The organism is Erythrobacter sp., from assembly GCF_011765465.1.
Classification (GTDB): domain Bacteria; phylum Pseudomonadota; class Alphaproteobacteria; order Sphingomonadales; family Sphingomonadaceae; genus Erythrobacter.
The window spans coordinates 151,458-165,506 of record NZ_CP050265.1 but is presented as its reverse complement, the minus strand read 5'-3'; the positions used below and the strand labels follow the sequence as shown (position 1 = coordinate 165,506).

Sequence of the window (14,049 nt, the reverse complement as noted above, 5' to 3'; positions counted from 1 at the left end):
GTCAGTATCTCCACGGAAAAAGGCGGGCGGTCAGCGAGAACATGATACGCACGTCCCCGCGCTCCAGCGCGAGGTCGGGCCGCTCGAGCGGGACCGCGATCAGGAAATCGCCCTGCATCATCGAACCGAAGGCGGCGCGCACACCGCCGCCGGCCGACCACAAGCGGTCGGGATTGAGCGGGCTGCGGCTCGGATCCTCGTTCCAGACCCAGGCGACGTCGGTGAAGACATAGGGCTGCCACGCGATCGCCTCGGGCCCCTGCGGCGCGAGCGTGCCGTAGCGGACCTCGAACGAGCCGCCCACGCCGCTGTCGCCGAGGATCGCGCCCGGATCGTAGCCGCGCCCGATCGAGAAACTGCCCCCGGCGAATTCCTCGAAGGCGGGAAGCGGATCGTTGGTCGCCTGCGCGCGCGCTTCGAGCGAGAAGGTGAGCAGCGGATCGGGGCGGTATTCGGCGCCCGCCTGGTAACGCACCAGGAACGGCGTCGGGTCGGCTTCGACCCGGCTCGGCGGGGCGGTCCCGCCGATAAGGCAGGCAAGCAGGTTCGGCCGACAATCGGGGCTGGCCGAGAAGACGTCGAGCCCCTGGCGCAATTCGCCGGCGTAATAGGCCCGCCAGCGCGGTTCGTAAGGGGTGTAGCCGCCGATCCGGCGCACGCTCTCGCCATCGGTCCATTCGCCCGAGATGCGCGCATAGATCATCCGCACGCGGTCCTCGGTCAGGCGGATATCGTTCGCATCCACGTCCTGGTTGACGAGGTCGAACCCGGCTTCGAGGAAAGCGCTCGCCTTGCGGGTGCGCATCAGCGGATAGCTCGCATAGACCGAGGCGAGCAGGGTCTGCGAATCGATGTCGAGACCCGCGAGGCCGAGCTCGGGGCTGGTCTGGCTCAGGGTCAGGCCCGCGCCGAGCCGCAGCCCCTCCCCGCCGACCGCGAAATCGTGGCCGAGCTGGAGGGTCTGCTGCTCCTCGAATTCGGCGGTGGTGAAGAAAGTGACCGTGGTGCGGTCGCCAAGCCCCGTCAGGTCATAGAGTTCGCCGCGCAGCAGCCCGCCGAAACGCCCGATCGCGTTCGAGCCGAAATTCTGGACGTTGACGTCGATGATGCCGCGCTGGCGCACCACCGCGATCTCGCCGACGAGGTCGCCTGGCTCGCCGCCCGCAGCCGGGCGCAGCGACAGGCGCACGTCGACGCCCGGCAGGTCGTCGGCCAGCAGGAGGTAGCGTTCGGCCTCGTTCGAATTGAACACCTCGGCGCCCGTCAGGTTGTCGAGGTAGCGCGCGACCACGCGCTCGGACGGGCCCGCATCCCCGCGCACGCGCAGCGCGGTCAGCCGGCCGAAGATCACGCGGAAATCGGCAACGCCGTCGGACAGGTTCTGCTCGGGAATCTCGACCGAGGCGAGATAGCCAGCCCGGCGCAGCGTCGCATTGGCCTCCGCGCGGATGTCGCACAGCACCGAAAGCGGCAGCTCGCGTCCGACATAGCTGTCATAGGCGCTTTCGAGCGACAGGCCCGGCACTCGCTCCAGCCCGGCGAATTCGGCCCCCTTCAGGGTCAGGCGGATGTCGGCATATTCCTCGCGGTCGAGCGCGCAGGGCGCGCGTTCGAGATCGCCGTCGATGGTGAGAGTGGGCCCCTCGCGCCGCTCGCGCCGTTCGGGCGGGACAAGCTCGCTGCGATTGGGCGGGGCGATCTGCGCCGAGGCGGAAGCATCGGGAAGCGGCAGTCCGGCTGCAAGGGCAAAGCCCAGCACCGGAAGCGAAACGGCGAGCGACAGTTTCCGGACGCGACGAGCCTGTGCGGATCGATCGAGCAATTTTCCCCCCAAATCTTGCGCCGAGACAGCCTAAGCCGTCATGGCGGATCGCCTGCGACCCCATGCAGATCGGGATAGTGCCCTTCGCGGACGCGACCGCGAAACGCTGTCCCCCGGAGCGACCCGTTGGATGGGCAATGTCCTACAGGGTGGCCGGGCGAATACAACCCGCCGAATCCGTTTTCGCTCAATCGGCAGCGAAATTGTCGCGTTTTAACAAGCGCCTGCGGTTAACGCTTACGGAGAGGCCCGGCTTGTGTGCGCGCTCACAATGCAGGAGTCGCGGGCGACTCGCCCGCCTCAGGCGAGATCGCGCGGTATCGTCCGGCTCCAGGTCCGGCAGAACACCCGGTCGCCGTCTTCATAGGCATCGAGATCGCCTTCGAGGTAGAAGTTGACCGAGTCCGAGCGCATCAACGTGCGGGTCTCGGTGCGGATGTTCCATCCCTCGCGCGAAAGGCTGCGGGTCCAGCGGGTCTCGCCCTCGACCGAGGCGTGGTCGTTGCCGACCGAGCGATACCACTCTCGCGCGTGCGCGCCGACTTCAAGTCCGGGGTATTCGTGGGCGTAGACCCCCTGATCGTTGATCACCTCCAGAACCGAGGAATCGCGGGCGAGGTGACGGTGGACGATCCAGTCGTGCTCTTCGGGCGTGCGCATCAGCTTGGGCTCGGGCCGGGCGATCTGCGGGTCGCCGAACTTGGGCCGCTCGTGGCCGACATGGGCCGCGTGGCGGACCGGCAGATCGAGGCGGCTTCCCGCGAGGTGGACGGTCAGGCACACCGGCTCGGGCGAAGGCCAGGCGAGCGGCCAGTAGGAGGTCGATAGCGAGAGGCGCAGGCGGTGGCCGGCGGGGATCATCTGGCCGATATGATTGAGCCGGAACGTCACCGCCTGCCGCTCGCCCGGGACCATCGGCTCGGGATGCTCGCGGCTCTCGCGGTGGGAGAGATTGAGCAGGCCATAGGTAAAGCGCGTCGCCGATCCGTCGGGCCGCACGTCGGACAGGCGCGCGGCGACCATCGCGATCGGCTTGTCGACGCTCACTTCCAGCGTGAGCTCGGCCGCGCCGAGCACCTGGATCGCTTCCTCGAGCGGCTCGGTCTCGAAGACCAGCGCCCCGCCGTCCTCCTGGCGCTGGTCGTGGGCGAGGTCGGGGCCGGAGGCATAGGCACACCACTTGCCCGCGAACAGGCCGGTAGAAAGCGGCGACTGGATCGAAAGGCTGTCGGGTTCGCAGGAATGGTCGCAATCCTGCGGGTCCAGCAGCCGTCCGCGCGTCAGCGAGAAGCGGCGCGATTTGACCCGGTCGGACGGCCAGTGCTCTTCCGCCACCCAGTGCCCTTCGCGCTCGGCATAGCTCGATTGCGGAGGCTCGCTGTCCTGCATCCAGGCGAGCAGCATGGGCTCGTCCATGACCCCGTTCTCTTCGCCCTTGAGCCAGTGGTCCCACCAGCGCACCAGTTCCTCGAGGAAATGGATCGCCGGGCCGGGCTTGCCGAGGTGGGGATAGGTGTGCGCCCACGGTCCGACGAGCCCGCGCCGGGGGCAATCGAGATTGCGCAGCAGGCGGAATACGGCGTTGGTGTAGCCGTCGGCCCATCCGCTCACCGCCATGACGGGTATCCGGATCGCCGAATAATCCTCGCACACCGAACCATGCTTCCAGTAGTCGTCGCGGCGCTGGTGGCGGAGCCATTTGTCGAGCCAGAAGCCGGAGCGTTCGAGCCGCTCGAACCACATCTCGCGCCATTTGGGGCCGACCAGTTCGGGATCGGGCGGCATGGAATTATAGGCGAACATGACCGAGGCCCACGACAGGTTGTCGCCCAGCACGCAGCCGCCCATGTGGTGCACGTCGTCGGCGAAACGATCATCGCTCGCGCTTGCCGCCATGATCGCCTTGAGCGGCCCCGGCTGGAGCGCGGCAAGCTGCAGCGCGTTGAAGCCGCCCCAGCTGATGCCCATCATCCCGACATTGCCGTCGCACCAGTCCTGCGCAGCGATCCAGTCGATGATGGCGAGTCCGTCCTCCAGCTCGCTCTGGAGGTATTCGTCGGTGAGCACGCCTTCGCTCTCGCCGCTGCCGCGAATGTCGACCCGCACGCAGGCATAGCCGTGCCCCGACAGGTAACCATGGGTCAGTTCGTCCCGCGACGCGCTGCCGAACCGTTTGCGATAGGGAATATATTCGAGGATCGCGGGGACCGGCGCATCGCGCGCGCAATCGGGCAGCCAGATCCGCGCGGAGAGCTCGACCCCGTCAGCCATCGGGATGACGACGTGATCGTGGATTTCCACTCGCTCGGGAAAGTCGTCGACGAATATCATGAAGGCCCCCTGTCATTGTGGGCGTGATCGTATGCAGGTTGCGCCGCTTGGCCGCTCGCGGATGCTATTGCGGGACGGGCGCGGTGAGGTTGATGGTGAAAGGCAGGTTCTCCATCAGGTCGGCATATTTCGATTCGAGTTCCTCGTTGCTTTCCCCGCCGAGGAAAATGTCGGCGATCTCGAAGGAATAGCTGTCCTGGAAGGCAAGGTGCGAAAGGCGCTGCCCCTTGCCCACGAGCACCTGCACCAGCGCTTCGGGATAGCGGGTCTGCATATGGTGGATCTCGGTCTGCGAAGGCACACGCTCGATCTGGCCGTCCTGGAAGAAGCGCAGCATGAATTTCGCCGCTTTCGGCCAGTCGCCCTTACCCTTGGGCATCTGCGGGCGCAGGCCGAGCGCGAGATCCAGCCCGACCTTCTGGTGGGTCATTCCGTCGACATCCTCGAACAGCGGCGCGTGGCTTTTCGACAGGCGCGTATTGACCTCGAGCACGCTGATCCGATCGGTTTCCTCGTCGTAGAAGAATTCCGCATTGAAGGGCGCGTTGTCGTAGCCGATGTGGGCGAGCAGCTTCGCAGTCGCATCGCACATCCGCTCGATGACGGACTTGGGCGCCTCGCTCGGATACTGGTAGCGCGAGAAGGACGAGCCGACGCCGCCCTCACGGATCGAATCGACCACGCCGTAGACACTCGTCTCGCCGTCGTGGACATAGCCTTCCAATGTGATCTGCTGGTCGGCTGCGACGCTTTTCTCGGCGATGCAGTGGTTGCCGCCGATGCCTTTCACGCTTTCGGGTATTTCGACCTTATCGAGAAAGGCGTTGAAGGGATTGCCGAACAACTCGATCCCGCCGCGCATCACCTTCATCGCCTTCGAAAGCTGCTCCTCGTTCTCGACCTTGAAACTGAGATAGGAAGAGTGTGAGACGAACGGCTTGACCCAGAAGGGGTAGTCGATCTCGATCTGGTCGCGGGGGCGCTCGGCGAAGGGGTCGACCGCGCAGAAATCGGCGTTGGCGTGCGGGATCGCCTCGGCCATCGCCTCGCGCGCCCAGTACTTGTGTTCGAGCGCGGCGACGCCTTCGAGCGAGGGACCGGGCAGCCCGTTCCGCTGGCACAGCAGCGGGGCGATCACGCTGCCGGGAAAGTCCCAGTAATTGAGCACCGCATCGGCCGGGCCGTACTTGTCCATCCGCTCCTCGGCGAGGATGACGAGGTCCATCAGCTCGAAAGGCTCGGTGATGTTGACCGATTCCTGCGCCGAGAGCGCCTCGTGGAACTCGACCTCGCGCTCCTCCTCAAGCGTTTCGAGCAGGGCGAGGTTGAAGGGTTCGAGACCCAGGACGAATACTTTCTTCGGCGATTGCGCGATGCTTGCGGCTCCTTTCGGGTTGTCTTGCGTTGCACCTCATCAATCGCTTCGGCGGGGCTGGCGTTCCCAAAGGCAAGGCAGGCCCACCCGCCGCCGCGACGGGTCGGGCAAGGGGGCGGAATGCGGGCGATAGGCGCACGTCGCACGGCCCGCCGCGCGCTGCCTTTCGCGCGGCGTCCCGCCTTCCCACTTCGCCCGCGATGCAAGCAATCAGCCAAAGGGACTTCCAGAAAAGAACCGAACGCGGTCTGTCCGCGGCGGGCTTTGCCGCGACCTTGCTGACCTACGGGCCGGCACGGGTCGGCTTCGGCCTGTTCCTGCCGCAATTGCGCCCCGCCTTCGGCATCGAGGGAGGGGCATCGGGCACGATCGCGAGCATCGGTTTCGCAGGCTTCCTCGCCGGGCTGGTCGGGGCGGGCGAACTGGGCGAACGGCTCGGAGGAGCGAAGCCGGTGCTGATCGGGCTGATCTGCTCGACGCTCGGCGTCGCCACGGTCGCCTTCGCCGGGAGCGTGCCCGTCCTCGCCGCCGGGGTCGCGCTCGCCATGATGGGGCCGGGGCTGACGTGGTCGCCGTTCAACACCCTCGTCCATGATGCCCTGCGCAATTTCCGCCGACCGGGTGCGCTCTCGATAATCAGCACCGGGACGAGCCTCGGCGTGGCGCTGGCGGGCGGCGCGGCGATGGTGGTGGCATGGCAGGGGGTCTCTTGGCGCTGGGCGTGGGTGTTCTTCGCGCTCGTCGGGCTCGCAGCGCTTGCGATCAACGCGCGCCTGCTGAGCGCGGTCGCCCCCGGACGGAAACGCGAGCGACGCAAGGATTGGCGCAGCGTGCTGCACAAAGTGGCGGCGCCGCTCTATGCCGTGGCCTTGTCCTTCGGACTGACGACCTCGGTCTGGATTACCTTCGCTGCCCGCGCTGTCGAGGATGCGGGCGGGCTTCCCGGCCTTCCCGCGAACGGCTCGGCGGCGACGATCTTCATCGCGCTGGGGCTCGCCGGGCTCGCCGGGATCGGCACGGCGCGGCTGCGCGGACGGATCGGGCTTGCCGCGCTCGTCGCCGGGCTGATGATCGCGGCGGCGCTTTCGGCCATGCTCATCGCGCTCGCTCCCGCCTCGTGGCCTGCCGTCATGGCGTCGGCCGCGCTGCAGGGCGTCTTCATCATGATGATGAGCGCGGTGCTGTCCTTCTGGTCGGAACAGGTCTTTGCCGGGGACGGCCTGCTCGGTTTCACCGCCGCGCTCATATGCCTTGCAGCGGGCAGCGTGGTCGGTCCGGCAATAGCGGGGCCCGCTTATGACGCGCTTGGCCCCGGCTTGGTGTTCCTTGCCTTCGGCGCGCTCTCGGCTGCCAGCAGCACACTCGCCCTGCCGCGCATCGTGCGCGAGAGCTGAGGAAACCAATCGCCGCGCCGTTCGTCGGTCTTGTTGGAGGCAAGACAATGGCAGCACGCGCATATTGGCAGGGCCAGATCCGGCTCGCCCTCGTCTCGATCCCGGTCGAACTCTATTCCGCGACGAAGACCGGATCGAAGATCAGGTTCAACCAGATCCACCAGCCCAGCGGCAAGCGCATTTCCTATGAAAAGGTGGTCCCCGGGATCGGCCCGGTCGACAGGGGCGAGATCATCCGCGGCTACGAAGTGTCGAAGGGCAGCTACGTCCTGCTCGAGGACGAGGAGATCGACGCGGTGAAGATCGAGAGCCGCCGCACGCTGGAACTCGTGCAGTTCGTGGAAGCGAGCGAGATCGACCCGCTCTATTTCGACCGCCCCTATTACGTCGCCCCGCAGGACGAACTGGCCGAAGAAGCCTTCATCGTCCTGCGCGAGGCGCTACGCCGCGCGAAGAAGGTCGCATTGGGCCAGCTTTCCGTGCGCGGTTCGGAGAAGCTCGTCGCGATCAAGCCCTGCGGCAAGGGGCTGCTGCTGGAAACCCTGCGCTATGCCGACGAAGTGCGCGAGGGTCAGGCGTTCTTCGACGAGATCGGCGATGCCAAGCCCAAGAAGGAGCTGCTCGACCTCGCCACCACGCTGATCGACCAGAAGACCGCCCCTTTCGATGCGGGCGAATTCGAGGACCGCTATGCGCAAGCCCTGCGCGGCCTCATAGAAAAGAAACGCAAGGCGAAGAAGGGCGAAGCCGTGATCGAGGACGTCGACGAACCCGGCGACGGGCGCGGCGGGAATGTCGTCGACCTTATGGCCGCGCTCAAGAAGTCGGTCGGGGACGAGAAACCATCGGGGCAGAAGCGCTCGCGCTCCAAGAAATCGGCCTGACATGGCGCGCGCGAAGGAAAAGGACGCGCTTGCCGAATACAACACCAGGCGCGATTTCGAAGCGACGCCCGAACCTGCCGGCGAGCCCGGCAAGAGTGGCGGCAACAGCTTCATGGTGCAGAAGCACGACGCGACCCGGCTGCATTGGGATCTCCGGCTCGAAATGGACGGGGTGCTGAAAAGCTGGGCGCTGGCGAAAGGCCCCTCGCTCGACCCGGCGACCAAGCGGCTTGCAGTGAGGACCGAGGATCACCCGCTCTCCTATGCGACTTTCGAGGGAACGATCCCCAAGGACCAGTACGGCGGCGGGACGGTGATGCTGTGGGACCGGGGGACGTGGGCTGCGGTGGAGGGCAAGAGCGCCTCCGACATCGACAAGGGCCACCTCCACTTCTGCCTCGAAGGCGAGCGCATGAAAGGCGAGTGGCTGCTCATCCGGCTGAAACCCAAGGGCAACGAGAAGCGCGAGAACTGGCTGCTGCGCAAGCTCGACGACGAGTTCACGGGTGGTACGGACGAACTGGTCGAGCGCGAGCTTACCAGCATTGCGACGGGCCGCTCGATGGCCGAGATCGCGGCGGGCAAGGCGACAGGCGAACAGAAGAACGACAGCGTCCTCGCCCGGATGAAGCCGAAGCGCGGCGGCGGGGCGAGGAAAGCCCGCAAGTCCGCCCCCCTCCCCTCCTTTCGCAAGCCTCAGCTCGCGACGCTCGTCGACGAAGTCCCAGCCGGAAACCGCTGGATGCACGAGATAAAGTTCGACGGCTACCGCGCGCTCGTCGCGGCGAAGGGTGACGAGGTGCGCGTCTTCACGCGCTCGGGCAAGGACTGGACCGACAAGTTCGCGCCCCTCGCCCGCGCCTTCGCCGACCTCGACCTGCCCTCCTGCCTGATCGACGGCGAGATCGTCGCCTGCGACAGGCACGGCAATCCCGATTTCTCGACGCTTCAATCCGTCCTCAAGCGCGGCCACGGCTCGCAGGGTCAAGGCGATGCGATCGATTTCCACGCCTTCGACCTTCTTGAGGCCGAGGGCGAAGACCTTGCAGGCGAACCCAATGTCGAGCGCAAGGAGCGCCTCGAGGCGCTGCTCAAGTCCGCCGAGCCGCCCATTCACGTCGCCGACCACGTGATCGGCTCCGGCGAAAAGCTGTTTAGCGCGATGTGCGATGCGGGGCAGGAGGGGATCATCTCCAAGGCGATCGACGCGCCCTACCGCTCCTCGCGCAGCAAGGCCTGGGTCAAGGTCAAGTGCACCAGGCGGCAGGAATTCGTCGTGATCGGCTGGAAGCCCTCAAAGGCGAAGGGCCGCCCTTTCGCCTCGCTGCTGATGGCCCAGTTCGAGAACGGCGAGCTCGTCTACAAAGGCAATGTCGGGACCGGTTTCGACGGCGATGATTTCGATGCGCTTTCGGGCAAGCTCAAACGGCTCGAACGCAAGACCCCGCCCGCCGAGGTCGAGAAGGCCAAGGCGCGCGGCGTGCGCTGGGTCACGCCGAAACTGGTCGCCGAAGTCGCCTTCGCCGAATTCACCGCCGATGGTAATATCCGCCACGGCAGCTATCTCGGGCTGCGCGAGGACAAGGAGGCGAAGGACGTGACGCCGGAACGGCCCGCTTCCGCACCCGCCGAACCGGACGCGGTGAAAATCTCCAGCCGCGACCGGGTGATCTTTCCGGGCTCGGGCGCGACCAAGGGCGACCTTGCCGACTATTACGAGGCCATCGCCCCCATCATGCTCCCCTTCGCCGCCAATCGCCCGGTCAGCCTGGTGCGCTGTCCGCAGGGCCGAGCGAAGAAATGCTTCTTCCAGAAGCACGACACCGGCGGTTTCGGCGATGCGGTGCGCCGCGTGCCAATCCACGAGAAGGACGGCGACCTGGAAGACTATCTCTATGTCGACGACGCGCGCGGCATCCTCCAGTGCGTTCAGATGGGCACGATCGAATTCCACGGCTGGGGCTCGCGCACCAGCGATGTCGAGGCGCCCGAGCGCATGGTGTTCGACCTCGACCCCGACGAAGGGCTCGATTTCGCCGACGTGAAGAGCGCCGCGCGCGACATCCGCGACCGGCTCGCCGATCTCGGCCTCACCAGCTTCGCCATGCTGTCGGGCGGCAAGGGCGTGCACGTGGTCGTCCCGCTGCTGGCGGGCCATTCATGGGAGGCCCACAAGGATTTCTCCCGCCGCTTTTCCGAAGCGCTCAGCCTCGCCCAGCCCGACCGCTTCACCGCGACCATGAGCAAGGCCAAGCGCAAGGGGAAGATCTTCATCGACTGGCTGCGCAACCAGCGCGGCGCCACGGCGATCCTGCCCTATTCCGCCCGCGCGCGCGAAGGCGCTCCGGTCGCCGCGCCGCTCGGCTGGAACGAGCTGCGCGAGGCGGACAGCGCGCGGGCCTTCACCATCGCCGATGCGGACAGACTGCTGAAGCGCGCGCGCGGCAAGACGCTTTCCGGCTGGGGTTTCGCAGAGCAGCGCCTGCCCGACCTGTGACGGGTCACAAATCGGGTCGCAGCACGTCGATGCGGTAGAACTGCGCCTCACGGCAGCGGCGCGATTGCCAGCCCGCCGCACGCGCGAAGATTTCGGCCGCCTGCTGCCCGCAGACCGGCAGGTCGTTCTCCCCGGTCCAGTTGACCAGCACGCAGGCCCCGTCCTCCTCCAGCGCATCATGCGCCATGCGGGAAACTTCCTCGATCTCCGCGCGGGTGAGGAAATAGAGCACTTCGGACAGCATCACGAGGTCGAACCGGCCGTGCGGCCAGTCGCGCGGCACCTCGCAGCGAGCGAAGGTGATGCCGCGCGCTCCGCTGCAGTGCGTGCGCGCCTGCGCAAGCGCGACTTCCGACACGTCGAGCGCGACGAGCCTGCGGCAGCGCCGGGCAAGCTCGCGGGTGAGCAGCCCCGCCCCGCACCCGATTTCCAGCGCGCTCTCGTAATCCCGCTCCCCCAGCGCGGCGAGCGTCGCCGAACGCTTGACCCGCTCGTAGCGGCTCGTCGCGCAGTCCCACGGGTCGGGATCGCGCCGGTAGAGCCCGTCGAAAGTGCGGCGGCGTTCACTGGCGGGCGCGTTCATGGATGAAGATCTCGGGATGGGTCTGGAAATGTGCGGCGAGCGCGGACGGCATGAGGAAGCCATCGGGGTCGTCGTCGATGAGATCGGTCATCTGCGAGGCATAAGCGGCCATGGCGGCGCGCTTCGCAGGGGCGAAGCGGCGCTTGGAAAAACGGCGAATGTGGCGCGGCACGGGGCGCGCGCCGAACCGGCCCCAGACAGGAAAACTCCAGTGGGCCGCGCCAAGTTGCTCCGCGAGCCTTGCGGCAAGGCGCGCAGCGGCTTCGTGGTCGCAATGAGGGTCGCCGCCCCACGTGCTCCAGACGGCCCGCGTGCCATGCCCGCGCGCGGCACCGAGCGCTGTGGCGATAAGTTCCTTGTCCTCCGCCGCGCGCGCGCCCTCACCGTCCGGGCAATGCGCCGCCCACAGCCTGACGCGATGCCCCGGCGCGAGCGCGGCGAGCGCGCGGGACAATTCGCGCCGCCGCAGCGCGCGGCGGGCGTCCTCGGGAAACAGGCGCGAAGCCGGATGCGACGCCTCGCCGTCGGTCAGCAGGAGGATCGCGATCCGCCTGCCCGCCTCCGCCGCCGCGGCGAGCGCCATGCCGCAGCCCAGCGTCTCGTCGTCAGGATGGGGCGCTACGATAAGGAGGCCGCCGGGCGGAGCGAGCGTGGCGATCCCGACCGGGGCCGCGTCCCGCGCCGCATCGAGCAGCGCACCTTCGGGAAGGTCGGGGACGCTCACAGGAACTCGGGCCTTACGCCCGCTGCGACCAGCCGCTCGGCGACGCGGGCGCGCTTTGCGTCGGGGGCGGCCTGGCACAGGAAGACCGAAAGGTCGCGCAGCATCCGCTCGGTGTGCGTGCCCTCCTCGCGCGCCATCATGCCGAGCGCGCGCGAGGTGAGGTCCATGACTTCGCGGCAAGCTTCGTCCACAACCTCGCGCGCCATGAGCGAAAGCGTGGCTTTGCCGGGGGTCGCGCCGCTCGCCTCGACCGAGTGAGCGGCGCGCTCGAGCCACAGCCGCGCGGTCTCGATCGCCATGGCGGCGCGCGCAATACGGCGCTGCTGGTGCGGTTCGCCAGCACGGTCGCGCCCGACGAGGGCTCGCAGCATATCCTCGTAAAGCGCTTCCGCGCCGCCGCAATGGGCCGCGGCATAGCGCCACACGCCGCCTTCGAAATGCGGCTCGGCAAGGTAATCGCCGGGCTGCCCGAGCAAGCGGTCCTCCCCGAGCTCGATCCCGGTGAAATCGTAGCGTCCCGAATTGCTCGCGCGCATCCCGCCCATGCGCCAGCACCTTAGGTCGACGCGGCCGACGTCGTCGGTATCGGCCAGCACCATCTGCGGCCCTTCGCCGGTTTCGACCGTTACCACCGCCATGCTTACGAGACGCAGCCCCGAAGCGAAGCGCTTGGCTCCCGCGAGGCGAAGCCCGCCGTCCGTTCGCTCGGATTGCACGGGATCGCTAGGCTCGTCCGCCCCCCACACGCCGAGCAGGAGGCCGCCGCGAACCCGCGCCGCGACCGCCTGTTCCAAGGCCGGCCCGCCATAGAGGCACACCAGCTTGACCGCGTTCATGTGCCCCTCGAACAGCCGCGCGACCGATAGGTTTGCCCGGCCGAGCGTGCGCAGGGCGTCGAGCGCCTCTCCGGTCCCGCCCGCCACGCTTCCCCAGCCCTCGCCCCCGAGATGGGGCGGCAGGCAGGCGGCGAGCCATCCCGACTCGGCCAGCGCTCCAAACTCGCGCGAGAGATCGCCGCCATGACGATCGGAGGCCGCCGCGCGCTCGGCAATGAAGGTCTCGAGGTCCTCGTGGCGGCGTGCAGGATCAAGCATCGCGCCTGTCGTGCTCCTCGATCAGCCGGCGGGCCTTGCCCAGTTCGCGCAGCACTTCGGACAGACGCAGCGGCGGGGTGCGGCCCTTCGTGGCGAGCCCGGTTCGCATCCGCCGCTCGGCGCTGCGGCGCAGTTCCTCGACCGGCAGCAGGCGCGCGTCGCACGCCGGGTTGGCCGAGCGCGCACGGCGGGCGAGTTCGCCGCCGCATCCGCCACTGGCACGGCCCTCGATCCGGGCCGAAGTGCGCGTCCCCGCATCGCCCAGTTGCACGACGCGCAGGCCCCGGCGCAGGATTTCGGCACAGAGCGCGGCGTCCTCGCCGATGGTTGGCAGCGGCAGGCCGCCGACTGCCCGGTAGGCCCGCGCGCTCAGCGCCATGCTTGCGCCGGAAGCGCGATAGGCGAAGGCGCCGGCGCGGCCCTCGGTCCACAATTGCCATAACCGCTCGCTCGCTTCGAAGAAGGCGCGCTCGACCTCGCCCGTGCGACGCACGCGATCGGGCAGGCGCGCGAGTTCGCGCTCGTCGAGCCGCACGTCCTCGCATACGAGATCGGCGTCGCGCGCGAGTTCGGTCAAGCAGCGCACGATCCAACTCGGGGCGACACGGCTGTCGGCATCGCTGGTGAGCAGCGCGCCGCCGGGCGCGACCAGCGAGGCGGCGCAGTCGAGCGCGAGACGTCGGCAATAGGCGGCGCTGCGGATAGCGGGGTCGAACTCGGCCTCCACCAGCGCCACGCCGAAGTGGACCTCGCGCGCCCAGTCGCGGACGCAATCGGCCGAGGCATCGCGACTGTCGTTGACCACAAAGACAGCAGCGCCCGGTTCCGGGGCCGCGGCGAAGGCGGCTTCGAGTCCCGCGAGCGCGCGAGGGAGCAGCGCGATCTCCTTGCGCACGGGGATGGCGACGGCATGAGTGGCGAGAGGGCCCGAAGGCCATTGTGCGCAGGTGAGCTTGACCCGCCCGGCAAAGGGCTCTGCCGCCAGCAGGCGGCGCAGCGGTGCGGGAACCGGGGCCGGCCTTCGGGCCGGGGCATAGGAGCCGGTGAGACGCGGGGCCGGGGTGCGGTGAAGCGGTGCGTGCATCTATGTCGTCCTCTCGAGAAGTCCCGCGGCAGCACCGCGCACCTTCGAAGCGAGCCCAGCGCCCGCAAATCAAGAATGCCGGCAATGCGATAAGGTTCTCTCACAAAAGGCTCTATTCGTCGTTTTTTGAACGCCCAGGATATCACTTCAAATATTCCATCGACTGAAAAGAACGCCTCGAAGCTCAATTCACAAAAGTTAGTTTCGGCTGAGCATTTTTTATTTGCCACACCTGAAACAAAGCCTCCGCGCATCGCGTTG

At 67.6% G+C, this 14,049-nt stretch carries 10 protein-coding genes; 3 read left to right on the top strand and 7 right to left on the bottom strand.

Annotated features, from left to right (window positions below; translation table 11 throughout):
- Position 1 precedes the first annotated feature (1 nt).
- The 3 genes from G9473_RS00790 to G9473_RS00780 form a co-directional block, all read right to left on the bottom strand.
- Positions 2–1,759 (bottom strand): ShlB/FhaC/HecB family hemolysin secretion/activation protein, encoded by a 1,758-nt coding sequence (locus tag G9473_RS00790; protein ID WP_291135038.1) that lies wholly within the window; start codon positions 1,757–1,759, stop codon positions 2–4.
- A gap of 363 nt (positions 1,760–2,122) precedes the next feature.
- Positions 2,123–4,153: a CocE/NonD family hydrolase gene (locus G9473_RS00785; protein ID WP_291135036.1), complete on the bottom strand. Its 2,031-nt coding sequence runs from the start codon at positions 4,151–4,153 to the stop codon at positions 2,123–2,125.
- A 64-nt stretch (positions 4,154–4,217) separates the two neighbouring features.
- On the bottom strand, positions 4,218–5,378 hold the full coding sequence (locus G9473_RS00780; RefSeq protein ID WP_291135034.1) for a hypothetical protein: 1,161 nt from the start codon (positions 5,376–5,378) through the stop codon (positions 4,218–4,220).
- 350 nt (positions 5,379–5,728) lie between these two features.
- Between G9473_RS00780 and G9473_RS00775 the strand changes: the two genes are divergently transcribed.
- The 3 genes from G9473_RS00775 to ligD are packed head-to-tail and all read left to right on the top strand — an operon-like array spanning position 5,729 to position 10,303.
- Positions 5,729–6,922 carry an MFS transporter gene (locus tag G9473_RS00775; RefSeq protein ID WP_291135032.1) on the top strand — a complete coding sequence of 398 codons (1,194 nt, stop codon included), beginning with the start codon at positions 5,729–5,731 and terminating at the stop codon, positions 6,920–6,922.
- A gap of 47 nt (positions 6,923–6,969) precedes the next feature.
- On the top strand, positions 6,970–7,806 hold the full coding sequence (locus G9473_RS00770; protein WP_291135029.1) for a Ku protein: 837 nt from the start codon (positions 6,970–6,972) through the stop codon (positions 7,804–7,806).
- Between the two features lies 1 nt (position 7,807).
- Positions 7,808–10,303 (top strand): DNA ligase D, encoded by a 2,496-nt coding sequence (ligD, locus tag G9473_RS00765; protein WP_291135027.1) that lies wholly within the window; start codon positions 7,808–7,810, stop codon positions 10,301–10,303.
- 4 nt (positions 10,304–10,307) lie between these two features.
- Here ligD and G9473_RS00760 read toward each other — a convergent pair whose 3' ends face one another.
- The 4 genes from G9473_RS00760 to G9473_RS00745 are packed head-to-tail and all read right to left on the bottom strand — an operon-like array spanning position 10,308 to position 13,788.
- Positions 10,308–10,886 (bottom strand): class I SAM-dependent methyltransferase, encoded by a 579-nt coding sequence (locus tag G9473_RS00760; protein ID WP_291135025.1) that lies wholly within the window; start codon positions 10,884–10,886, stop codon positions 10,308–10,310.
- Positions 10,867–11,610 carry a PIG-L family deacetylase gene (locus G9473_RS00755; protein ID WP_291135023.1) on the bottom strand — a complete coding sequence of 248 codons (744 nt, stop codon included), beginning with the start codon at positions 11,608–11,610 and terminating at the stop codon, positions 10,867–10,869. Before G9473_RS00755 ends, G9473_RS00760 begins: the two co-directional genes overlap by 20 nt.
- Positions 11,607–12,704, bottom strand: coding sequence for an acyl-CoA dehydrogenase family protein (locus G9473_RS00750; RefSeq protein WP_291135021.1), 1,098 nt, complete (start codon positions 12,702–12,704; stop codon positions 11,607–11,609). The genes G9473_RS00755 and G9473_RS00750 overlap by 4 nt, the downstream gene beginning before the upstream one ends.
- Positions 12,697–13,788, bottom strand: a complete 1,092-nt coding sequence (locus tag G9473_RS00745) for a glycosyltransferase family 2 protein (RefSeq protein WP_291135019.1) — start codon at positions 13,786–13,788, stop codon at positions 12,697–12,699. Before G9473_RS00745 ends, G9473_RS00750 begins: the two co-directional genes overlap by 8 nt.
- Between the last annotated feature and the right edge of the window lie 261 nt (positions 13,789–14,049).